The sequence below is a fragment of the Halosimplex marinum genome (genome assembly GCF_051414075.1).
Lineage (GTDB): Archaea > Halobacteriota > Halobacteria > Halobacteriales > Haloarculaceae > Halosimplex > Halosimplex marinum.
In genome coordinates this window covers 472717-494322 of sequence record NZ_JBLKNY010000005.1, presented here as the reverse complement: position 1 = coordinate 494322, position 21606 = coordinate 472717, and the positions used below count along the sequence as shown (strand labels likewise).

Sequence of the window (21606 nt, the reverse complement as noted above, 5' to 3'; positions counted from 1 at the left end):
GCCGCGGAATCGGGGACGACTAGCGGGCGGTCGGCGTTCGGCGAGTCCGTCCGAGGTTCACACGTGAACGTCCGGGTTGAAGGGGTGGGGGTTCGATACGTCGACCATGGCGTACGCGACGAACGACGGGACCCGGATCGCCTACGACGTGGCGGGCCCGCCGGAGGCGGAGGCCGTGACCTTCCTGGAGGGGCTGGCCTACGGGACCTGGATGTGGAACCGGCAGCGCGAGGGGCTCGACGACTACCGGACGGTCGTCGTGGACAACCGGGGGACCGGCGACTCCGACGCGCCGGAGGGCCCCTACACCGTCGCGGAGATGGCCGCCGACCTCGAAGCGGTCCTCGACGACGCGGGGATCGAGCGGACGCACCTGGTCGGCGCCAGCCTCGGCGGGATGATCGCCCAGCGCTACGCGATCGATTACGACCGCGCCGAATCGCTCGCGCTCCTCTGCACGACCCACGGCGGCGAGGAGTCCGTCCCAATCCCCGATGAGACGCAGGCGCGGATGCTCTCCGTTCCCGAGGAGTACGGACCCGCGGAGACGATCCGCCACAAGATGAAACCGGCGTTCACCGACGAGTTCTGGGCGGAGAATCAGGATGTCGTCGAACGGATCGTCGACTGGCGGCTGGAGACAGACCCGTCGGAGGACGCCTACGAGTGGCAGAGCGCGGCCGCGGTCGGCTTCGACGCGAGCGACGAACTGGCGGCGATCGACGTGCCGACGCTCGTCCTCCACGGCACCGCCGACCGGGTACTGCCGCCCGAAAACGGAAGGCTCCTGGCGGAACGGATCCCCGACGCGGAACTCGTCGAGGTCGAGGGCGGGTCGCACCTCTTTTTCGTCGAGCGCGACGGGCGGGTGACCGACGAACTCCGGGAGTTCGTGGCGGATGTCTGACTGGGTCGGCGCCTGGAGCGAGAAGCGCGCCGCGCTCTCGCCCGACAGGGTCGGGCTCGTCGACGCCGCGACCGGGACCGAGTACACCTACGCCGACCTCGACAGCCGGGCGAACCGCTGTGCGCGGCTCCTCGCGGAGCACGATGTCACGAAATCCGCGGACGACGCGCCCGCCGACGCCGGCGGTCGCGTCGCGGTCGTCTCCCGCAACCGCCCGGCGTACGTCGACCTGTTCTTCGCGACGGGCAAGACCGGCGGGGTCCTCGCCCCGCTGTCCCACCGGCTGGCCGCGCCGGAACTCGCTGAGCTTCTGGAGGCCGTCGACCCCGAACTCGTGGTCGTCGAGGAGCCGTTCGCGGACCTCGTCGGCGACGCGGCCGATGAGGAGGCCTGGGACGCCGAGGCGCCGATCCGCTCGCTGCCAGTCGAGGACAGCGGGGACGATGACGGAAGCGCGGGCGAAGCGACCTGGGAGTCCTACGACTCCGCCCTGCCCGCCGACGACTCGTCCTTCGACGGCTCCTCCGTCGACGCCGACGATCCCCACCTCTTCCTCCACACCGGCGGGTCGACGGGGACGCCGAAGGAGACGGTTATCTCCCACGAGGCGCTCGTCTGGAACTCGGTGAACACGATCACCGCGTGGGGCCTGCGCGACGACGACGTGACCCCGATGGTGTTCCCGATGTTCCACACCGGCGGCTGGAACGTCCTCACGCTCCCCCTGTTCCACATGGGCGGGGCGGTGGTGATCGACCGCGAGTTCGACCCCGGGCAGATCCTCGGGATCGTCGAGGAGCGGTCGGCGACCGTCCTCGTGGCCGTCCCCGCCGTCCTCCGGATGATGACCGAACACGACCGCTGGGCGGAGACGGATCTGTCCTCGCTGCGGTTCGTCAAGTCCGGCGGCGGTCCCTGCCGGGAGTCGGTGATGGAGGCGTGGTGGGACCGCGGCGTCGACCTCTCGCAGGGCTACGGGCTGACGGAGTGTGGCCCCAACAACTTCGCGATGCCCGACGACTGGCCCCGGGAGAAGGCCCACACCGTCGGCGTGGCGAATATGCACGTCGACGCGCGCGTCGTGGACGACGACGGCGAGGAACTGCCCGCCGGCGAGATCGGCGAACTCCAGCTGCGTTCGCCCCACGCCGCCGACGGCTACTGGGCCGCCCCCGAGGAGAGCGCCGAGACGTTCGGCGAGTGGGTGTCGACCGGCGACCTGGCCCGCGTCGACGGCGAGGGGTACGTCTCCATCGAGGGGCGCAAGAAGAACCTGTTCGTCAGCGGCGGCGAGAACGTCTACCCCGCCGAGGTCGAGGACGCCGTCGTCGACCACCCCGACGTGGCCGACGCCGTCGTGATCCCGGTCCCCGACGAGCAGTGGGGCCAGGTCGGGAAGGCCGTCGTCGAACCCGCGAACGGTGAAACAGCGCTGACCCTCGACGACCTCCGGACGTTCCTCGACGGCCGGCTGGCCCGGTTCAAACACCCCAGACACCTCGCGTTCGCCGACGAACTCCCGACGAGCGGGCCCGACAAGATCGACCGCGAGGCCGTCGCCGCCGAGTTCGGCGAGTGATCTGCGGGACTTCTCGGTCCGTTTCGGCCGCCTTCGTATCACTTATGCCGGTCGCGTGCGCGCACTCGCCCATGGATCTGCAGGAGTACCTCGACGACTTCACGGAGCGCGACTGGCCACAGGCGGAGGACGGAACGGTGCGGTTCGCGATGGTCGGCCTCGGCTGGTGGACGATGGAGTTCGCCATCCCCGCGACCGAAGTGCTCGACCACCTGGAGACGACCGTCGTCGTCTCCTCGACGACCGAGAAGGCCGAGGGCGTCGCCGACGAGCACGAGAGCATCGAGCACGGGCTCACCTACGACGAGTTCACCGAGGGCGAGGCGACCGACGCCTACGACGCAGTCTACATCGCAACGCCCAATGCCCTGCACCTGCCCTACGTCGAGGCGGCCGCCGAGTTCGGCAAGGACATCCTCTGCGAGAAGCCCCTGGAGGCCAACACGGAGCGCGCCGAGCAACTCGTCGAGGCCGCCGAGGGCGTGACGCTCGGCGTCGAGTACCGGATGCACGTCCAGCCCGCCGTCCGGATGATGCGCAAGCTCGTCGACGCGGGGTTCATCGGCGACGTGGCGATGGTCCACGGCAACATGTCCCAGCCCCTGCTGGACATCAACGACAACTACGACCAGTGGCGGCTCGACCCCGACATGGCCGGGCCGGGCGCCTCCGTCACCGACCTGGGCATCTACTCCGTCAACACGACCCGGTTCGTCATCGACGAGGACCCCGTCGCCGTCACCGCGACGGACTGGTCCGGCCACGAGGCCTTCGACGAGGTGCCCGACGAGCGGGCCGCCTTCACCGTCGAGTTCCCCGATGGCGTCGTCGCCGCCTGCACGGCCAGTCAGAACACCCAGGAGACGAGCAACCTCCGCATCATCGGCACCGAGGGGGAACTCCTGCTCGAAGACGCCTTCCTCTCCGGCGACCGCGAGCTGACGATCACCCGCGGCGAGACCACCATCACCACCGAGTTCGACGGCATCGAGGAGACCCGCCGCTCGCTGGGATACTTCGGCGACCACGTCCTCACCGACACGCCCATCCTCGGCGACGGCGAGCACGGCCTCGTCGACCAGCGCGCCATCGACGCCATCTACGAGGCCGCCGAGACCGGCGAGCGCGTCGAGCTGTAAGGTCGCTTCTCCACAGTTTCCTCGGTCGGGGTGTCGACCGGTCGGGACGCCCGTCGCACGACTTACTCGGGGGACGCGAGTCCGAACAGCCCCGCGTAGACGAGTCCGATCGACCCGCCAAGGGTGACGTTGTAGCCCCAGCTAAAGGCCCACAGGCCGCCGCCCACGACCCACGAGACACCGATCGACGACAGAAACGAGACCAGACCGATAGCGAGGGGGACCAGGGCGCCGATCGGCCCCTTCCGGTGTCGAAGGGAGCCGACAGCTCCACCGACGGCGAGCGACAGGATCGGGAGGTCGGCGGGCTGATAGCCTCGTGCCGCGAGCGGCGACGCGTCCAGCGGGACGCGCATCCCGGTGTGCAGCGGGCCGTACCAGGGCCACGCCAGCCACGTGCCGAGACAGAGTAGCGCGCATCCGAGGAGTGTCCAGCCCGTCAGCAGAGTGCGCCGGCGACCGGCCGCGAGTCGGATCCGCCGACCGAGCAGCCACGCGGCCGGAAACACCGCCCACCAGACCACCGTCGCCGCCGCACCGCGTTGTGACGACGCGAGCGCGACCAGCGCAACGCCGACCGTCCAGAGACCGCCGAGCCACCGGACAGGCACGCCCGTCGGGATCCGCTCGCGGTCGGTCATGCGAACCGTGCTTGCTCCGAGCGGCCGAAAAAGGGTACCGATCGGTCGCCAGCCGATGAAATCGGTCGTAGCAGGAGTGGGGCGACCGGAGGGGGTCGCCCCCGTGTCAGAGGCACAGGTGGATCGGTTGGCGGACGATGCGACAGCGGCGCAGTCGGGGGCGGCGTCGGGCCGAAGCGTCAGCGGGTGGGGACCTGACAGGGCGACGTGAGAGCCGTCGCACCCACCGAACTGCGCGCACTTGTGGATAGGCGGGACGGGTTTGTAGTTTCTATCTCGGTACCATCTATTGTATGGATACCATCCATACTATCGTTACTCTCTAAATGACGGTTACTCTCCGGAGTGTGGAAACGAACGGGCGAGACCGAGCGGTCAGAGCTTGTGGCGGAAGGCGTGGAGGACGTTCTGTCCGGTCTCGGTGAGCCGGATCTGCTTCTGTCGGCCGACGCGTTCGACCTCGACGTAGCCGTCGTCGACCAGCGGGTCGACGATGTTGGCGTTCAGCAGGGCGAACTTCGCCTTGTCGTTGGCGGGGTCGGCGTCGGCGATGAAAGACAGCCGTTCCGACTCCGCGTACTCGATGAGGTCGGACTTCTTGGCGGTGTAGGTGTCGTCGTTGGTCTCCTCCAGGTACGCGAGGACGGCGACCTGGTCGCGGGAGACGGCCTCGATGGGGTAGGAGGGGAGCACCTCGTCGTCGCGCATCCCGCGGGTGCGGGGGTTCTCCTCCAGGTCGGGGACGTGTTCCTCGGCGCGGACGTAGTAGGCGGTGGCGTCGGTGGCCATACAGGCGATAGCGCTCCCGATGGCGGCGAGTTTCCCGCCGCTGGAGACGTTGACGCGGACGACGTCCTGCTCGTGGTCGGCGGCGACCGTCGTGACGACCGCCAGCACGTCGTACAGGTCCGAGAGGTTCGTCTCCCGGAAGCGGATCGTTCGACCGTCGTCTTCCAGTTCCTCCACGAGCGCCTCCTGGTAGGGCGTCAGCGGGGTGTGTTCGCCGTCGGCGGCGAGCAGGTAGACCACGTCCGCGTCGTGCTTGCGGAGCGGCCGGAGGATCCGGTCGTGCTCGTACCCCAGCGGCACGACGTGGACTTCGTCGATGGTTCGCATACCCTGGGGCGCGGCCGCCCCCGACGAGAACGTTTCGGTGGCCGGCCCGTCGGCGAGCGCGGGACGCCGCCACACACCGGCCGAAGACCTATCGACCTGCCGGGGATACGCCCTGTCGATGACAACCGACGAGGAGGCGGGGGGCGGGACCGACTGGGATCCGACTCACGAGATCGTCTCCACGGGCGACCTCGCCGACGAGGTCGCGGCCGACACGCGCCTGGTCGCCGTCGCCTGCGAGTTCGGCGATCGGGCGTTCCTGACGATGGCGACCGACGACGTGAGCGACCGGAGTCCCCACACACAGCGGATACTCGACGGGCGACTCGACCGCGTGGACGACGACGCGGACCGCGACCGGGCGGACGACGCAGAACCCGACCGGGGTGACGACGGGGCGGACCCCGGGTTCGGTGGACCGACGTGGCGGGCGACGCTCCCAGAGATGGGCGACGCGCTGGTGCGCGCTCTGACGGTCGCGAATCCCGAGACCGACGGCCCGCTCGGCGCAGCGCACTGGCGCCGCTGGGACGTACAGCGGGTCGAGGTCCGCCGCGGCGGGCGGCCGATCTACCGGTCGGTCCCGCACCACTCGCTGTTCGAACTCGACGCGGCGGAACTACCCGCGTTCCCCGACCGGGTGCGCGAGCGCCTCGCCGACCTGCCCTGTGCCGTGGTCCCGACGGGGCCGGTCGCGACCTGGCCCGGCGGCGAACTGAACCACCGGGCGCTCCGCTTCGAGCCCGGTTCGGGCGTCTCGCTGGAACACGTTCGCCGCGTCGCCGTCGACCGCGACCGCCGCGACCTCGTCGTCGACTGGGAGCCCGTCGGCGAGCGCGTCGAGCGCGAGCCCAGTCGGGTGCTTCGCGGGCTGTTGCGGGCGTTCGCGTGGACCGTCGCCCGTCTCGACGGACCGGAGGACCCGCCGCGGCGGCTGTCGTTCACCGACGCTGACGACTTCCGGCGGGCGGTCGAGGGGATCGAGACCGTCCGCGAGCGGGTGGGTTACGACTTCGCCGTCGTCGAGGTGTGAACGGATGGCGCCAGTCTTTACAACCGGAGCCCCCCGAGTGGTGGCATGGTCAACGTCAGGGACCCCGAGGCGCTCCGGGACGAACCGGAGGTCGACTTCCGCGAGCAGGAGCAGGTCGTCGACGCCGAGGAGTTCGAGCAGGCCGTCGAGAGCGCGGAGAACCAGAGCGGCATGGTCGTCGTCGCGGTCACCGACGACCGGGACCGGCTGCTGCTGGTCGACTCCGAGTGGGTCGACGGGTGGACGCTCCCGAACGGGCCGGTCGGCGCCGACGAGGACTGGGCGGTCGCCGCCGACCGCTGGAGCGAGGACGAACTGAGCTTCCCCGTCCAGATCGAACGGCCCGAACTGGTGATCCGCACGGAGACACGCGCGGAGGGCGGCGAGGAGAGCGTCGTCGGCTACACGGTCGCGTTCGCGGCCTCGCTGGTCCCCGCGATGGGCGGCCCGGGCGGTATGGGCCCCGGCGGCCCGCCGCCGGGCGTCGGTCCCGACGGGAAGAAAGCCCCGGACGGCGAGGAGGCCCCGGAGGGTCAGGGCCCGCCAGCGGGCGGCCCCAGCGGGCCGCCGGGCGGCCCCGGCGTCGGCCCCATCGCCTCGAACCCCAACCTCGACTGGTTCGACGCGGTCCCCGACGACGTGGCACCGGGTCACGACGCGCTCGTGCGGTACTTCCTCGACTGAGAAACGGCCCGTCGTTCTCGGGGGCCGTCCGCGCCGAATTACTGCGGTCGTCCGATCGATCGGGCGTCGAACGAATCGAATCGAAGCGTACGCTTCGTCGAACGAGTCGGACCGACGGTCCGTCGGCTCGACGAAGCTCAGGGCGCTTCGTCGAACACCGAAAATCGAAGATTTTCGAGCTTGACTTCGGCTACGCCTCGTCAAACAGCGTCTCGCCCTCGACCATGTGGTCCTCGACGGTGTCCAGGTCGAGCGTGACGCCGAGGCCGGGCTCCTCGGGGACCTTCATGTAGCCGTCCTCGATGAGGCCGTCCTCCTCGACCAGGTCCTCCCACCAGTCGAGTTCGTAGGAGTGGTACTCGACGGCCAGCGAGTTGGGGACGCTCGCGCCGACGTGGGCGCTGGCGATCGTCCCGACGGGCGAGGAGACGTTGTGCATCGCCACGGGGACGTAGTACTGGTTGGCCACGTCGGCGATCTTCCGCGTCTCGCGCATCCCGCCGATCTTCGGCATGTCCGGCGCGACGATGTCGACGGCCTGCTCCTCGATGAGCCGGCGGTGCTCGGTGACCCGGTAGCGGTTCTCCCCGACGGTGATGGGGGTGGTCGTCGAGTCGGTCACCTTCTCCTGCACTTCGAGGTTCTCCGGCGGGACGGGGTCTTCGAGCCACCACACGTCGTAGTCGTCGATGGCCTCGGCCAGGCGCTCGGCGGAGTTGGCGGAGAACGTCCAGTGGCAGTCGAAGGCCACGTCGGCGCGGTCCTTGACGCGCTCGGTCACCGTCTCGACGATCTCGGCCTTGTGGCGGACCTCGCCGGGTCGGAGGTGGCGGTTGGCGCGGTCCTTCTCGTGGCCGGAGGGCACGTCGAGGTCGAACTTCAGGGCGTCGTAGCCGAGTTCCTCGACGACGCGCTCGGCCTCGTCGGCGCAGGCGTCGGGGTCGGCCTCCTCCTCGGTGTGGCAGTCGCAGTAGACGCGCATCCGGTCGCGGTACTTGCCGCCGAGCAGCTGGTAGGCGGGCACCTCGATGATCTTGCCGGCCAGGTCGTGCAGCGCCACGTCGATGCCGGAGATGGCCGAGACGGTGACGCCCTCGACGGAACCCTCGCCGGACATCTTCTGGATGAGGTGTTCGTAGAGGCGGTCGATATCGAGGGGGTTTTCGCCGATGAGGAACGGCGTCATTCGCTCGATGAGTTCGGGGATGCCCGCGCCCCAGTAGGCCTCGCCGGTGCCGACGAGCCCGGCGTCGGTGTAGACCCGGACGAGCGTCCACGGGAAGTTCCCGTCGACCATCGTCGTCTGTACGTCCGTGATCTCCACGTCTCGGCCGCCGCCGCGCTTCGCGGTGGCGCCCATCGTCTCCGCGGACAGCTCCCGCATCGTGTACTCCGCGTTCGGGTCGTGGAGGTCTCTGTAGTCGCGTCCCATGCCGGCGGCTACTTGTGGCCCCTACTAAAGTGTGGAGGAAACGCGGCCGAAGCGTTCGGCTCTCCGAAACGGGGCGGGCACCGGGTCGGCCGAACGGAACGCGCGTGCCGCCGTCGGTCGACCGGAACGGCCGTGCCACCGGGTCGAGCGCTCAGAACAGCCACGGCGTCGGACGGCCGGACGGCCGGGCGGAGCGTACGCAGCCCAGGGGTCAGTTGTCCACGTCGCCGGCGACCAGCACGGTCGCTACCCATTCCGACCACGTGTTGCAGTCGGCCGCTATCCGGTTTAGAACGGTAGACAGAATCCGACGGGTCAGCCGGTCCACTCCTCGCGGTGGGCGTCGCTGCAGAAGTGCGTCGTCTCCACCTGGCCGTCGTCGACGCGCGTGACGACCCTGTGGTCGGGGTCCTGTACCAGGGCCTCGCCGCAGACGGCGCACGTCGGCGCCTCCTCCTCGGATACGTCTTCGTTGAGATCGGACGTGGGGTCGACCATCGTGTCCGACCCGTGTGTACGGACCCACTTAACCGCATACATCGACGCCGGGCGACCGGAGACGGGCCGCCGTGGTGACGGCCGGGAGTGCTCACCGGTGGCCCGTCCGCGTGCGGACGGTCGCCGTCAGCGGTCGCGGGTGACGGACTCGCCGGGCGCCGTCGTCGCGCCGGCGGAGAGTTTCACGCCGGGGTTGAGGCTCGTGTTGATCCCGGTCTTGGCGCCGTCGCCGGCGACGACGCCGAACTTCCGGCGGCCCGTCGAGACGCGGTCGCCCTTGACGGTGAAGTACACGTCGCCGCCGTCGTGGCGGAGGTTCGCCACCTTCGTCCCCGCGCCGAAGTTCACGTCCCGACCCAGCACGCTGTCGCCGACGTAGGAGTGGTGGGGGACGTGCGTCCCCCCCATCACTACGCTGTTTTTGACCTCGACGGCGTTGCCGACGTGGGTGTCCTCCGCGAGGAGCGTCGCCCCGCGGACGTACGCATTCGGCCCGACCTCGGCGCCCTCGCGGATCAGCGCCGGCCCCTCGACGACGACGCCGGCGTCGACGGTCGCCCCCTCCTCGACGACCACGTCGCCGCGGAGGTCGGCCGACTCGTGGACCTCGCCCCGGAGGTCGCGGTCGAGTTCGGCGAGTTTCCACTCGTTCGCTTCGAGCAGTTCCCAGGGGCGGCCACAGCCCAGCCAGCGCTCGACCTCGACGGTCCGGACCGAGCGCTCGTCGATGACCCGCGAGAGCACGTCGGTGATCTCGTGTTCGCCGCGCTCGCTCACGGGCACGTCGAGCCACTCGCGGGCCTCGGCGGGGAAGCGGTAGGCGCCGACGTTGACCAGGTCGGTGGGCGGATCCGCCGGCTTCTCGACGATGCCGGTGACGACGCCGTCTTCGACCTCGAAGACGCCGTAGCTGGTCGGGTCGTCGACGCGGTAGGTGCCGACGGCGGGCCCGTCGGCGTCGAGCAGCGCCGCGACGCTCGCGCGGTCGTAGAGGTCGTCGCCGTTGAGGACGACGAACGGCCCTTCGAGGTGCTCGCGCGCGCAGTCGACGGCGTGAGCGGTCCCGAGTTGCTCCGCCTGGACGGCGTACTCGACGGGGACGCCGCGGTACTCGTCGCCGAAGTACGCCCGGACCGCGTCGGCCTCGTAGCCCACCACGAGGACCAGCTCCGACGCGCCGGCGTCGACCGCCGCGTCCGCGCCGTGGGCGACCAGCGGCCGGTCGGCGACCGGCAGCATCGGCTTGGGCAGCGACTCCGTCAGGGGACGCATCCGGGTTCCCTCTCCGGCCGTCAGCAGGACGACTTGCATGTACCCGGCCGGTCGCCCGGCCGGCCCATAGTGGTGTCGCACCGTGTATCGGAGACACGTCGATTCAGGCGCCGTATAACGACGTGGGAGACCGATCTACTCGCCGAGTGTATGCTGTGTGGTATCTCGACACATACTAAAGCGAGCGGGGCGTACGTCTGAGACCCAGCGACCATGGCACGATCCGACGGCGGCCAGGGGGGTATCGGGGAGCGAACAGCGGCGGCCGACGGGGGCGAGCCGGGCGTGGGCGGCGACGGGCGGCTGCCCGAGTCGGTCGTCGCGGACCTGCGCGGTGACGAGTTCCGGCGTCGCGCGCTCGCCCGTCTCGTCGAGCGGGACGAGCCGGTCCCGGTGTCGGACCTGGCCCGCGAGGCGGTCGCCGCGGAGCGCGACGAGGACCCCCCGGACGTGCCGGCCGACGCGGTCGACGCGGCCCGGGCGGAGCTGTTCCAGGAACACCTGCCGAAACTGACCGCCACCGGCGTCGTCAGCTACGACTCGCTGGTCGGCACCGTCGAGCTGTCGACCGACGACCCGCGGCTGATCGGCGGGGACGCCGACGCGGGCGAGGGATCCGACGAGCCGGTGGTCCCGGAGTGACCGGCGGGCGGGATCACCGTCGAGCACCGGCCCGGACCGGCGGGCGCCGGGTGACCGTCGAACGCGGGCCCGGACTGGCGGTCCGACGACGCCGGTCGTCCGTCGGGTCGAACGGAAAGACCAATACAGGCAGCTACCCAACCGGCGGGTACTGTGACGAACACGCAGGTAACACACGTCCAGATCGACAACTACGGTCCCTGGACCGTCACGCCCGAGCCCCGCCGGGAAGTCGACCTCCAGACCCTGCAGTCGCGGCTCTACGCCGACCTCTCGCAGCTGGTCGGCAACCGCGGCGGCTACGTCTTCTTCTCGCGGTTCGACAACATGATCGCCGTCACCAACGGCCTCGACGAGGACGACCACGCGCTCATCCAGGAGTCGGTCGGCAACCGCTACCCGGTGACGATGAGCCTCAGCGTCGCCACGGGGACGACGCCCGCCGAGGCGCTCGGCACGGCCACGGAGGCCCTCCAGGAGGCGGGAAGCGCCCAGGACAAGTCCCGCCGGGAGATCCTGCGCGGGCGTACCATCGACGAACAGTTCCGGACCGACGAGGACCTGCAGATCGCCCACTTCGACGTGAACGACGCGACCGGCAAGTACACCGACGAACTCAACGAGTTCGACACGTTCATCCGCATCGAACAGGGCTACGCCGAGCTGATGCGCTACATGCGCCGCGCGTACGACTCGCTGTCGTTCTTCGTCGGCGGCGACAACGTCATCGCGGTCTGCTCCGAGATGGACCCCGCCGACTACCAGGACGCGGTCGACCACGTCCGGGACGCGGTCGACGTGGAACTCAAGGTCGGCGTCGGCCGCGGGGAGCTCGCCCAGGAGGCGGGGATGGCGGCCAAGCACGCGCTCGAGGAGTGCCGCGCGACCGGGGAGGACGTACACGTCGACTGGGCGACCGACGGGAGCGGCCCCTCGGCCTGAGCGCGCGATCCGGGGTCCGACCGCGCGGGAGGCGCCCGGCGAGATACGCCGCGTAGCGTCTTAAGCGTGGTGTAGGTAGCTTTTAGACGGAGTGTGGTAAACGTCCGCACATGAAACGAGACGCGAGCGTCCGGGAGGTGATGGACCGCGAGTTCGTCGGGGTCAGCGAGGGCGACGACCTCCGGGAGACGGCCGAGTTGATGCTGGCGGAGGGGGTCGACAGCGCCGTCGTCCTGCGGGGAGCGGACCCGGTCGGGGTCGTCACCGAGCGGGACGCGCTCGCGGCGCTCGTCGGGGCCGACGGGGAGACGCCGACCGCCGCGGAGGCGATGACCGACGCCGTGCCGACCGTCTCGCCCGAGATGACCGTCGCCGAGGCGGCCGACGAGCTGTCCGCGGGATCGACCCAGCGGGCGCTCGTCTCCGAGGGCGGCGAGCCCCTGGGGATGCTGACCGAGCGCGACCTGCTGACCGCCTCGCCGTTCGCGCGGACCGCGGCCGATCCGGCCGCGACCGACCGCGAGCGGGCCGTCGCGGGCGTCACCGCGGGGCGCGGCGAGTCGGCGTCGGAACCGGCGGCGGACCGCGGCGGCGAGTCCCGCTTCGAGGACCAGTCGCTGTGCGAGGCCTGCGGGTCGCTCTCCCGCGAGCTCTCGACGTTCAACGGGCAGCTGCTCTGTCCGGACTGTCGCGATATCTGACTCGCCCGCCTCTCGTCGAGACCGACGCGGGATCCCGCTGTGGACCCGTCGCGAAGTAAGCCGAGGTTTCGTGAGCGCATCCTGTCACGAACGGAGCCCCCAGATCGACCGTCCGGTTTTGCGCGCTCTCGCAACCTGAAGCGACGCGTCACGGCGGTCGTATTGCGACGGGAACGTGACAGTTTGTGGGACACCTTTATAGTGACTGGTTGACAAGGAACGTGGTGAGATGTCTCGCAAGATACGGAGACGGAAGGTGCTCAAGGGACTCGGAGTCGCGGGTGTCGCGGGCCTGGCGGGGTGCGCACAGGCCGGCGAGGACACGCCGACAGAGGGTGACGAGGGTGACGGCGGTGACGGCGGCGACGGCGAGGATATGTCGACCGCCACCCCGACCGAGACGCCGACGGCGGCGGAGGGCGACACGGAGACCGCCGAGGGCGACGGCGGTGACGGCGCGGCGTCGCGGACGATCCGGCTCGGGATCCTGATGGGCGTGACCGGCCAGCTGTCGGACCTCGGTCCGCCGATCCGCCAGGCCGCGGAGCTGGCGGCCGACTACATGGACGAGGAGAGCGACGCGTTCACGGTCGACTACCAGTTCGAGGACACCGCGACGGACCCGAACACGGGTATCTCGGCCGCCGAGTCGCTCGTCTCGTCGGGGTATCCGATGATCGCCGGCGCGCTGTCCTCGACGGTGACCATCCAGACGGCCAACAACGTGACGGTCCCGAACGGCGTCGTGCAGTGTTCGCCCGCGAGCACGTCGCCGGCGATCACCGACCTGGAGGACAACGGCTACCTCTACCGGACGACTCCGACGGACGCGCTCCAGGCGGAGGTGATGACCCAGATCGGTCGCGAGCGCCTGGAGGCGTCGACGACGGCGACGCTCGCGCTGAACAACGACTACGGGCAGGGGCTGGCCGACGCCTACGTCTCCGCCTGGGAGGACGCCGGCGGCACGGTCCAGCAGGAGGTCAGCTTCGAGCCGGGCGCCTCCTCGTACACCTCCCAGCTGAGTTCCGCGCTGCAGGACCAGCCGGACCTCCTGATGATCGTCGGCTACCCCGACAGCGGCGTCAGGATCTTCCGGGACTTCTACAACGACTACTCCCAGGACTTCTGCGACATCATCGTCCCGGACGGCCTCCAGAGCGGGAGCCTGCCGGGCGACGTGGGCAACTCGATGCGCAACGTCTGGGGGACCGCCCCGACCTCGACGGGGCCCGGCCGGGAGACGTTCGACTCGCTCTACCAGGAGGCCTACGACAGCGACCCCTCGGAGAGCCCGTTCACCGGGCAGTCGTTCGACGCGGTCGCCGTGCTCGCGCTCGCCAACGCCGCGGCCGGCGAGAACAGCGGCGAGGCGATCCGCGACCAGATGCAGGCGGTCGCCAACGAGGGCGGCGAGACCGTCACGCCGGAGAACCTCGCGGAGGGGCTGGAGATGGCCGCCAACGGCACCGAGATCAACTACCAGGGCGCCTCCAGCGCCATCGAGTTCGACGACGTGGGCGACATCGCCGCCGCCACCTACCAGTACTACCGCTATCAGGAGGGCGGCTTCGAGGTCATCGAGAACATCGACTACTCCGCCTGAGGCGGAGACCCCTTCTGGATTCGGTCACCCGCCGAGGAACTGCTGGCGCACGCTCTCGTCGGCCAGCAACGCCTCGCCGGAGTCGACGAAGCGGTTCTCGCCCTGGACGAGGACGTACCCGCGGTCGCACCGGCGCAGCGCCTCCTTCGCGTTCTGTTCGACCATCAGGACCGCCGTCCCCGCCTCGTTGATGGCGTCGATGCGGTCGAACAGATCGTCCACGAGGTCCGGTGCGAGCCCCGCCGAGGGCTCGTCGAGCAACAGCAGGTCGGGGTCGAGCATCAGCGCCCGGCCCATCGCGAGCATCTGCTGCTGGCCGCCCGACAGCGACCCGGCGCGCTGGTCCTCGCGCTCCGCGAGGATCGGGAAGCGGTCGTAGACGGCCTCCAGCGCGTCGTCCGGGAACTCGTCGCGGACGTACGCGCCCATCTCCAGGTTCTCCCGGACCGACAGGCCCGCGAAGACGTTCTCGCTCTGGGGGACGTACCCCAGGCCGTGGTGGACCATCGACTCCGGCGGCTCGTCGGTGATGTCCGCGCCGTCGAAGGTGACCGACCCGCTGAAGACGTTCGTCAGCCCGAAGACCGATTTCATGACCGTCGACTTGCCCGCGCCGTTCGGGCCGACGACGGTGACGTACTCGCCGTCGCCCACGTCCAGGTCCACGTCCGTCAGGATCTGGAGGTCGCCGTAGCCCGCGTCGAGCCCCCTGACCGCCAGCAGCGGGTCGTCGAGCGTCGCCGCCTCCTCCGCGCTGGTGGCCGTCACGTCGCTCGCACCCGACCCGACGAGCGGGTCGGTCGACCCGTCCGTCGCGGCGCCGTCACCGCGGTCCCCGGCGCCGCTCATATCTCGTCCCCCAGGTAGGCGTCGACCACGCGTTCGTTCGAGCGAATCTCCGCGGGCGCGCCCTCGGCGAGGACCCGCCCCTGGTGCATGACGATGACGTGTTCGCAGTGTTCCATGATGAGGTCCATGTCGTGTTCGACCAGCAGGAAGGTCAGCCCCTCCTCGCGCAGCTCGTGGACGCGGTCGAGCAGCTTCTCCTCCAGCGTCGGGTTGACGCCGGCGAACGGCTCGTCGAGCAGCAGCATCGACGGGTCGACCATCAGCGCCCGCGCGAGCTCCAGCAGCTTCCGCTGGCCGCCGCTGAGGTTGCCCGCGTACTCCTCGGCGAGGTGGTCGATCTCGAACAGCTCCAGCGTCTCCCACACCTCCTCGCGCAGCTCCCGTTCCTCCTCGCGGACCCGCCCGCGCAGGCCGGGCGCGACCGCGTTGACCAGCTTCTCGCCCGACTGGCCCCGGGGGGCGAGCATCAGGTTCTCCAGCACCGTCATCTCCTCCAGTTCGCGGGCGATCTGGAACGTTCGAACGAGTCCCTCCTCGGCGATCTCGGCGGTCCGGTAGCCGGTGATGTCCCGCCCCTCGAACGTGACCCGGCCGCCGTCGGGGTCGTGGACGCCCGTGACCAGGTTGAACGTCGTCGACTTGCCCGCCCCGTTGGGACCGATGAGTCCCGTCAGGCTGCCGCGTTCGACGGAGAAGGAGGCCTCGTCGACGGCGTCGATGCCGCCGAAGCGCTTCGTGAGGTCCTCGACGACCAGCGAGGCGTCAGCCGGGTCGAGCCCGTCGCGCTCGGCGCCCTCCGTGGCGACGGACTCGGCTTCGTCGGCGTCGGCGGCGGTTTCCGCTGTCTCCGACGCGGTCGCGCCGGACGCCTCCGCAGTTTCCGCCGTTTCGGCCGTCGGTCGGTCGTCACTCATCGCTGTCACCCCCGTCGGCGGCCGGCCGCGCCCCTTTCGTCCCGGGCCGACCGCCCCGGTCGGAGAGGTCGACGCTCGCTGCGACCTCCTTGCGGTGGCCCAGCAGGCCGGTCGGGCGGAACTGCATCAGCAGTATCAGGACGACGCCGACGAGGACGAACCGGAGCGCGGAGACGTTCTGCAGCGTGTAGGCGAACAGCGGTCCCGGGTCGGCCGCCCCGAGCGGCTCTAACGCGGCGACCATGGTCGTCGGCGCCTCGCCGGAGACGAAGTACTTCGTGAAGATGCGGCTGACGTACTGGGGCCCGAGGAACAGGAGGCTGGCGAACAGCCCGCCGCCGAGGACGCTCCCGGTGTTCGAGCCCGCGCCGCCGATCATCAGCGCGATGAAGATGTAGAACGTCTGGATCGGCATGAACGTCGTCGAGGTGGGGTCGGTGAACCCCTTCTGGGTCTCCCAGAGGATCCCGCCGAGTCCCATCAGCGCGCAGCCGACCATGAACACCTTCACCTTGAACAGCCGGGTGTCCTTGCCCAGCGAGTTGGCGACGAGTTCGTCCTCCCGGATCGCCTTCAGGACCCGCCCGAACGGCGAGTTGCCGATCCGGCGGAGCAGCCAGTAGAAGAGGGCGACGAACCCGAGCAGGACGACGGTGTACGCCAGCGAGACGACGACGGTCTCCCTGACGCCGACGGCGCCGAACGCCGAGATGACCGCGTCGCCCAGCGCCGTCCGGCCCCCGCTCGCGGGGTTCATCGGGTTCGTGTAGAACAGCGACTTGACCGGGATCGTCGGGTTGATCGGGATGTTGATCCCGCGGCCCGCGCCGGTGCCCAGCGGCACCTCCGGGAGGAACGGCACGTTCGCGAACAGCGTGAACTGCTGGAACGTCGTCGACAGAAGTGTGAGGCGGACGATCTCCGAGAACGCGACGGTGACGATGGCGAGGTAGTCCGCCCGCAGGCGCAGCGCCGGCAGGGAGACGACGGCGCCGGCGACGGCGGCCATCACCATTCCGCCGACGACGCCGACCCACAGCGGGAGTCCCAGCCCCGGCGGGCTCCCGCCGGTCGGGGCCGTGATCGCGGCGAACGTGTAGACGCCGACCGCCATGAAGCCCGCGACGCCGATGTTGAACAGCCCGGCGTAGCCCCAGTGGAGGTTGAGGGCGAGGACGAGCATCGCGTACAGCGCCGTCCAGAACGTGACCGCCTGGAGCGCGGCGACGACGCCGCCCACGCCCCGTGAGGGGCCGAGGATGGCGAATATCGTGAACAGCACGTAGATGCCGGCCGTGACGAGGGCGATCAGCCCGGCGTCGCCCTCGCGCAGTTCGGCGCGGAGCCGGTCGAGGATATCTGTTCCCGTGCCCGACGCTCCGTCGGTCCCGCTCATGCGGTCGTCACCCCCCCGAAGAGGCCGTCCGGCCGTATCACCAGCACGAGGATCATGATGGCGAACGCGGCGGCCGTCGAGAACGACGACGGGATCCAGACAAGCGAGACCGACTGGGTGAGGCCGATGAGCAGGCCGCCGACCATCGCGCCGTAGATCGAGCCGATGCCGCCGAGGATGACCGCGGCGAAGATGAGCAGGAGCAACACCCACCCGAGGTTGTACGCGACCGTCCCCCGTTCGAGCGCCATCAGGAAACCGGCGGCGCCGGCGAGGCCGCCCCCGATGATCCACGTCGCGCGGACGACCCGCTCGGTCGGGATCCCGGTCACGCGCGCAAGGTCCTCGTTGTCGGCCATCGCGCGCATCGCCTTGCCGAGTTTCGTCCGCTGGAGCGTGACGTGCAGCGCGTACATCAGCGCGAGCGACGTGACGACCAGCGTCGCCTCGGCGCTGGTGACCGAGAGGATCTCGGCGGTGTAGCTCCCGAACGACGGGCCCGGGAGTTCGACGTAGAAGGCGTCGCTCGGGACGTTGCCGTTCCCGGCGAGGATGATCGTCGACCGCTCGGTCGCGAGCGCGAGCCTGCCGCGCACGCCGGCGAGGATCAGCTTCGGCCCGCCGGCGGTCAGCCCGCGGTTGGTCGCGCCGAAGAAGAAGACGATCAGGTACCGCAGGGCCAGCGCGACGCCGATGCTCGCGATCAGCACGGCGATCCCGCTCTGGTCGCGCATCGGCCGGAACACCAGCCGGTCGAGGGCGAGCGAGAGGGCGACCGTCGCGGCGACGGCGACGACGAGCCCGGCGACCACCGCCAGCGGGTTGCCCACCGCGTTGACGGTCAGGTCCGCGGCGCTCGGTCCCTCCGGACCGAACCCGAGCGTCGCCAGGAACAGGACGTTGCCGTCGAGGACGCCGGCTCCCAGCCCGGCCAGCAACCACGCGACGGCCCAGCCGGCGAACGCGCCGGTCGTGATGTAGTCGCCGTGGGCGAAGTTGGCGAAGCCCAGGATGCTGTAGGTCATCGACAGACCGATCCCCGCCAGTCCGATCCCCAGGCCGACGACGATCCCGTCCCAGACGAGCGTCACCAGCCGGCTCGCGCCGAGGGTCCCGCCGAAGAGCTTGACGGACCCGACCGCCACCTCGACCCCGAGTACCTTCAGGAGGAGGTCGACGCCGAGGCCGACGAGGAACAGGCCGAACAGCGCCGTCTTCGGCCGCTCGGCGACCTCCAGCCTGAGGGCGGTGACGCGCTCAGCGGCTGCCATGGCTCGACTCCGGCGCTCCCCGCCCGGACGTCTCCCGCGCGCCCGACGAGCGCGATCCCGCGACTCCCTCGGCTCCCGCTAGCCGTTCCCAGCCCGACCCCGGCCGCCAAATCGTGTGGTTAGCGAACATACCGTACAGGCAGTGGAGACGCCGAGGGAATAAAACTCTTCGACGCCTGCCGGCCGAAAGGCTTAGTCGGTCGCCCTCCACCACCCGACCACCGGATGGAGATCGAACTCGCCTCGGTGGCCCAGGCCGAGACGGTCACCGACCTGTGGGTCGACCTCGCCGAGGAGCAGACCCAGCACGACTCGCACGTCCTCGCCGAGCGCAACCGGAGTTCGGTCGCCGACGAGCTGGCCCGCCACGCCGTCACCGACCGCCTCGTCGTCGCCACCGACGACGGTAAGGTCGTCGGCTTCGTCATGTTCACGCTCGACCGCGGCAGCTACGAGATGGACGTGACCCAGGGCGTCGTCGAGAACCTCTACGTCGTGCCGGAGCATCGCGACGAGGGTATCGGAAGCGAACTGCTCGCCACCGCCGAGGCGCGGCTCGACGACCTGGGCGCCGACACGGTCACGCTGGAGGCGATGGCCGACAACCTCGCGGCCCGGCGGTTCTACCGGCGTCACGGCTACGACACTCACCGCGTCCAGCTGGAGAAACCGCTCGAAACCGATACCCACTCAAAGGAGGGCGAGTAAGTCCAACCCGCGCCAGGGGAGCTTGGGTGGTTCAAGCACTCGACTTGTAATCGAGACTCCCGGGGTTCAAATCCCTGCCCTGGCTTCCGTTTTCGGGCAAACGTTCTCGTCGGTCTCTCGGAGGCGTGTCCTGATTCGGAAAACTATCCGAGTCGGCTTCGTTCTCAGGGACTGTCCGGTTCAGAGACTCGTTGTAAGTATCACCTCGTGGTCGTTAACGCGGTCGGATCGATCGAACTGGAACCACTCGATCTCGAAGCGCCAGGTCTCACCCTCCGGGATTCCGGACTGGTTCGTCCAGTTACCGTCAAGGACTACCCCTGAATCATCATACAATAGCGCCTCGGCCTCGAGATATCTAATCGAATCGCCGGTGTTATTCTCGACCCGGCCGGTGACGGTGACGCTCCCGTCGTCGCTGACCTGATGGTTGGTCTCGACGATCTCAACATCCTCCGGCGGGTCGGTCGGCGTCGTATCGTACTCTCCGGAGAGGTCGTAGTCGTCGATTTCGTCGGTATCGGACAGCGCATGAACGTGTGCTTCCCACGTCTGCCCGGCTTTGAGTATCGGGAGGTACTTGTTGTCGTTGTCGAGAAAGTCCCCGTTCTCGTTGTACCACTCGGCGGTCAGCGTGATCTGTCCGGAGGGCGCGTCGCCCCGGTTTTCGACGGTCGCCTTGACGTACACGTCGGTGCTGAACTGTCCTTCATCGACGATGAGTTCGGAGTCCACGATCTGGACATTCGGCTCGCCGGCCGGCGTCGGCGAAGGCGTCGGCGATGGTGTCTCAGTCGGCGTATCTGTCGGTGTCTCGGTCATCGTATCCGTCGGGCTCTCCGTCGCAGTCGCTCCTCCGTCTCCCTGTGTCGCCGTCGGTGCCTCGGGCGTCTGTGTGGGCGAATCCGTGGGGGTATTGGTCGGTGTCGCGCCACCGTCACCGCCCCCGACGGTCCGAGTTTCATCACTCCCGCAACCAGCTAGTGCCGCACTCACCGCGACCGCTGCCAGGAATTCTCTGCGATCCATGGGTCCGTTTTGCTGTCCAGTTACTAAGAAGTATTGACGACCGTCAGATCCGGATCGATATATCTCCGAGTAGCTGGAACGTCACTCGGCCGATTTCCCGCCGATTCGACCTATGAGAGATGTGCTTACAGGACTTTCAGACGCTCTCTTCGAGCGGGTTGTACGCGCCGTTGATGTCCCACTCGTGGAGGCAGTAGGGGTCGCCGGCGAGGCGCTCGCCGTTTTCCTCGACGACGGTCCAGGTGCCGGAGTCGTCGTCCCAGGTGTCCGTTCGACCGCACCGCTCGCACTCGCGTTCCTTCGGGGGGACGATGGTTGTCATACACCACTCTCCGTCGCGAGGGGTAATTAATCTCGTCGGCTCGGGCCCGAACCCTCGGGCGGCGACGCCGCGATCCGATCGCGGGCTACCGACGCGGCGACGCCGATACCGCGGGCACCTGCGGAGCTCAACTGGACGGATGCGGCCCTGAAACGGAATTATACTCCTAGAAGTGCCTTGCAGGAACGCTTTTCATGACGATTGTTCACATATTTCGCATGCTCAGTGAGGATCCGTACACGGCGGAGAAATCGCGATACGAGTGCGTCGAGTGTCTGCACAGGGTGACGACCGACGGAACCGTCGGCGCCTGCCCGGAGTGCGGCGGTCGAATGAAGAACGTGGCGGTCCCGCGGGAGTGACAGGCTCGGCTGGAGCGGGCCCGACCGGGCGCGCTGCGGGCTACTCCCCGAAGTCGGGGAGGTCGTCGGGCGCCTCGTACTCGGTCTCCCACTCGATATAGTCGTCTTTGAGCACGTCGCAGACCTCCTGACCGAGTTCGGTCAGCCCGGCGTTGATGGCCGAGACGGTGCCCCACGAGTCGAGATCCGGGTGGATGTCCCGCTCTTTCCAGTCCTCGGGCAGTCCGGGCGCGTGGTAGCCGACGCGCTCGGCGTAGGAGTCCCAGAAGAAGTCGAACCGGTCCATCAGGTCGAGGTCGACCACGATCCCGTAGTCCTCGGCGCTCATCGCCGTGTCGGCGGCCCAGTGCTCGAACGCGCGGTCCCAGGCGCCGTCCCGGAGGTACTGTTCGATCTCGTCGCGGCGATAGTCGGTGTCGTCGACGACCTGGGCGTCCTCGTACTCGTTGGGGTCGATGGTCTCCAGTTCCGGCGGGTCCGGCGGGTCGACGTCGAGAGTCATGCCCCGAGATAGGCGGGGCCGGCGGATAAGTCCACGTGCATCGGCCGACCGGGTCCGGCGG

23 protein-coding genes and 1 tRNA gene are annotated in these 21606 nt (G+C 69.4%); 12 read left to right on the top strand and 12 right to left on the bottom strand.

Translation table 11 applies throughout. The features are described 5' to 3' along the window. Positions 1-106: 106 nt before the first annotated feature. From ACMGFI_RS15900 to gfo6, 3 genes are all read left to right on the top strand, one after another. Positions 107-907 carry an alpha/beta fold hydrolase gene (locus ACMGFI_RS15900; RefSeq protein ID WP_436910812.1) on the top strand — a complete coding sequence of 267 codons (801 nt, stop codon included), beginning with the start codon at positions 107-109 and terminating at the stop codon, positions 905-907. Next, positions 900-2486: an AMP-binding protein gene (locus ACMGFI_RS15895; protein ID WP_436910811.1), complete on the top strand. Its 1587-nt coding sequence runs from the start codon at positions 900-902 to the stop codon at positions 2484-2486. The genes ACMGFI_RS15900 and ACMGFI_RS15895 overlap by 8 nt, the downstream gene beginning before the upstream one ends. 71 nt (positions 2487-2557) lie before the next feature. Further along, a complete protein-coding gene (gene gfo6, locus ACMGFI_RS15890) occupies positions 2558-3625 on the top strand; it encodes a D-xylose 1-dehydrogenase Gfo6 (protein WP_436910810.1) in 1068 nt (355 codons plus the stop codon). Positions 3626-3687: 62 nt separating this feature from the next. Here the strand turns inward: gfo6 and ACMGFI_RS15885 are convergent, their stop codons facing one another. After that, a complete protein-coding gene (locus ACMGFI_RS15885) occupies positions 3688-4266 on the bottom strand; it encodes a hypothetical protein (protein ID WP_436910808.1) in 579 nt (192 codons plus the stop codon). Positions 4267-4641: 375 nt separating this feature from the next. Further along, positions 4642-5382, bottom strand: coding sequence for an HFX_2341 family transcriptional regulator domain-containing protein (locus tag ACMGFI_RS15880; RefSeq protein WP_436910807.1), 741 nt, complete (start codon positions 5380-5382; stop codon positions 4642-4644). Between the two features lie 118 nt (positions 5383-5500). Here ACMGFI_RS15880 and ACMGFI_RS15875 point away from each other — a divergent pair, with 118 nt between their 5' ends. Together ACMGFI_RS15875 and ACMGFI_RS15870 are read left to right on the top strand one after the other, a co-directional pair. After that, positions 5501-6415, top strand: a complete 915-nt coding sequence (locus ACMGFI_RS15875; RefSeq protein ID WP_436910806.1) for a hypothetical protein — start codon at positions 5501-5503, stop codon at positions 6413-6415. Positions 6416-6460: 45 nt separating this feature from the next. Further along, positions 6461-7099 (top strand): NUDIX hydrolase, encoded by a 639-nt coding sequence (locus tag ACMGFI_RS15870; RefSeq protein ID WP_436910805.1) that lies wholly within the window; start codon positions 6461-6463, stop codon positions 7097-7099. A gap of 190 nt (positions 7100-7289) precedes the next feature. Here the strand turns inward: ACMGFI_RS15870 and ACMGFI_RS15865 are convergent, their stop codons facing one another. From ACMGFI_RS15865 to glmU, 3 genes are all read right to left on the bottom strand, one after another. After that, entirely contained in the window at positions 7290-8531 is a 1242-nt protein-coding gene (locus ACMGFI_RS15865; RefSeq protein ID WP_436910804.1) for a mandelate racemase/muconate lactonizing enzyme family protein, read from the bottom strand. A 315-nt stretch (positions 8532-8846) separates the two neighbouring features. Next, a complete protein-coding gene (locus ACMGFI_RS15860) occupies positions 8847-9029 on the bottom strand; it encodes a DUF7576 family protein (protein ID WP_436910803.1) in 183 nt (60 codons plus the stop codon). A 126-nt stretch (positions 9030-9155) separates the two neighbouring features. Beyond that, the gene (gene glmU / locus ACMGFI_RS15855) at positions 9156-10340 is read right to left on the bottom strand and encodes a bifunctional sugar-1-phosphate nucleotidylyltransferase/acetyltransferase (RefSeq protein ID WP_436910802.1); all 1185 of its coding nucleotides are present in this window, start codon (positions 10338-10340) and stop codon (positions 9156-9158) included. 174 nt (positions 10341-10514) lie between these two features. On the opposite strand from glmU, the gene ACMGFI_RS15850 reads away from it, so the two are divergent. The 4 genes from ACMGFI_RS15850 (at position 10515) to ACMGFI_RS15835 (ending at position 14192) form a co-directional block, all read left to right on the top strand. Next, complete coding sequence (locus ACMGFI_RS15850) at positions 10515-10943, top strand: DUF7344 domain-containing protein (protein WP_436910801.1); 429 nt, start codon at positions 10515-10517, stop codon at positions 10941-10943. 153 nt (positions 10944-11096) lie between these two features. Next, positions 11097-11885: a GTP cyclohydrolase III gene (locus ACMGFI_RS15845; RefSeq protein WP_436910800.1), complete on the top strand. Its 789-nt coding sequence runs from the start codon at positions 11097-11099 to the stop codon at positions 11883-11885. Between the two features lie 110 nt (positions 11886-11995). Beyond that, the gene (locus tag ACMGFI_RS15840; protein ID WP_436910799.1) at positions 11996-12586 is read left to right on the top strand and encodes a CBS domain-containing protein; all 591 of its coding nucleotides are present in this window, start codon (positions 11996-11998) and stop codon (positions 12584-12586) included. A gap of 229 nt (positions 12587-12815) precedes the next feature. After that, positions 12816-14192, top strand: coding sequence for an ABC transporter substrate-binding protein (locus ACMGFI_RS15835; protein WP_436910798.1), 1377 nt, complete (start codon positions 12816-12818; stop codon positions 14190-14192). A gap of 24 nt (positions 14193-14216) precedes the next feature. Here ACMGFI_RS15835 and ACMGFI_RS15830 read toward each other — a convergent pair whose 3' ends face one another. The 4 genes from ACMGFI_RS15830 to ACMGFI_RS15815 are packed head-to-tail and all read right to left on the bottom strand — an operon-like array spanning position 14217 to position 18622. Next, positions 14217-15041 (bottom strand): ABC transporter ATP-binding protein, encoded by an 825-nt coding sequence (locus tag ACMGFI_RS15830; protein WP_436910797.1) that lies wholly within the window; start codon positions 15039-15041, stop codon positions 14217-14219. Next, a complete protein-coding gene (locus ACMGFI_RS15825; protein WP_436910796.1) occupies positions 15038-15955 on the bottom strand; it encodes an ABC transporter ATP-binding protein in 918 nt (305 codons plus the stop codon). Before ACMGFI_RS15825 ends, ACMGFI_RS15830 begins: the two co-directional genes overlap by 4 nt. Next, positions 15948-17351, bottom strand: coding sequence for a branched-chain amino acid ABC transporter permease (locus ACMGFI_RS15820; protein ID WP_436910795.1), 1404 nt, complete (start codon positions 17349-17351; stop codon positions 15948-15950). The genes ACMGFI_RS15825 and ACMGFI_RS15820 overlap by 8 nt, the downstream gene beginning before the upstream one ends. Next, a complete protein-coding gene (locus ACMGFI_RS15815) occupies positions 17348-18622 on the bottom strand; it encodes a branched-chain amino acid ABC transporter permease (protein ID WP_436910794.1) in 1275 nt (424 codons plus the stop codon). Before ACMGFI_RS15815 ends, ACMGFI_RS15820 begins: the two co-directional genes overlap by 4 nt. A 225-nt stretch (positions 18623-18847) precedes the next feature. Here ACMGFI_RS15815 and ACMGFI_RS15810 point away from each other — a divergent pair, with 225 nt between their 5' ends. After that, positions 18848-19330, top strand: a complete 483-nt coding sequence (locus ACMGFI_RS15810; protein ID WP_436910792.1) for a GNAT family N-acetyltransferase — start codon at positions 18848-18850, stop codon at positions 19328-19330. Positions 19331-19341: 11 nt separating this feature from the next. Then, positions 19342-19415, top strand: a tRNA-Thr gene (locus tag ACMGFI_RS15805). A gap of 95 nt (positions 19416-19510) precedes the next feature. Here the strand turns inward: ACMGFI_RS15805 and ACMGFI_RS15800 are convergent. Beyond that, entirely contained in the window at positions 19511-20359 is an 849-nt protein-coding gene (locus ACMGFI_RS15800; protein WP_436910791.1) for an FxLYD domain-containing protein, read from the bottom strand. Positions 20360-20495: 136 nt separating this feature from the next. Next, positions 20496-20681, bottom strand: a complete 186-nt coding sequence (locus ACMGFI_RS15795; RefSeq protein ID WP_436910790.1) for an HEWD family protein — start codon at positions 20679-20681, stop codon at positions 20496-20498. A 218-nt stretch (positions 20682-20899) separates the two neighbouring features. Between ACMGFI_RS15795 and ACMGFI_RS15790 the strand changes: the two genes are divergently transcribed. Continuing rightward, positions 20900-21043: a rubrerythrin-like domain-containing protein gene (locus ACMGFI_RS15790; RefSeq protein ID WP_436910789.1), complete on the top strand. Its 144-nt coding sequence runs from the start codon at positions 20900-20902 to the stop codon at positions 21041-21043. Between the two features lie 40 nt (positions 21044-21083). Here ACMGFI_RS15790 and ACMGFI_RS15785 read toward each other — a convergent pair whose 3' ends face one another. Continuing rightward, positions 21084-21545, bottom strand: coding sequence for a DUF7992 family protein (locus ACMGFI_RS15785; protein WP_436910788.1), 462 nt, complete (start codon positions 21543-21545; stop codon positions 21084-21086). Positions 21546-21606 lie beyond the last annotated feature (61 nt).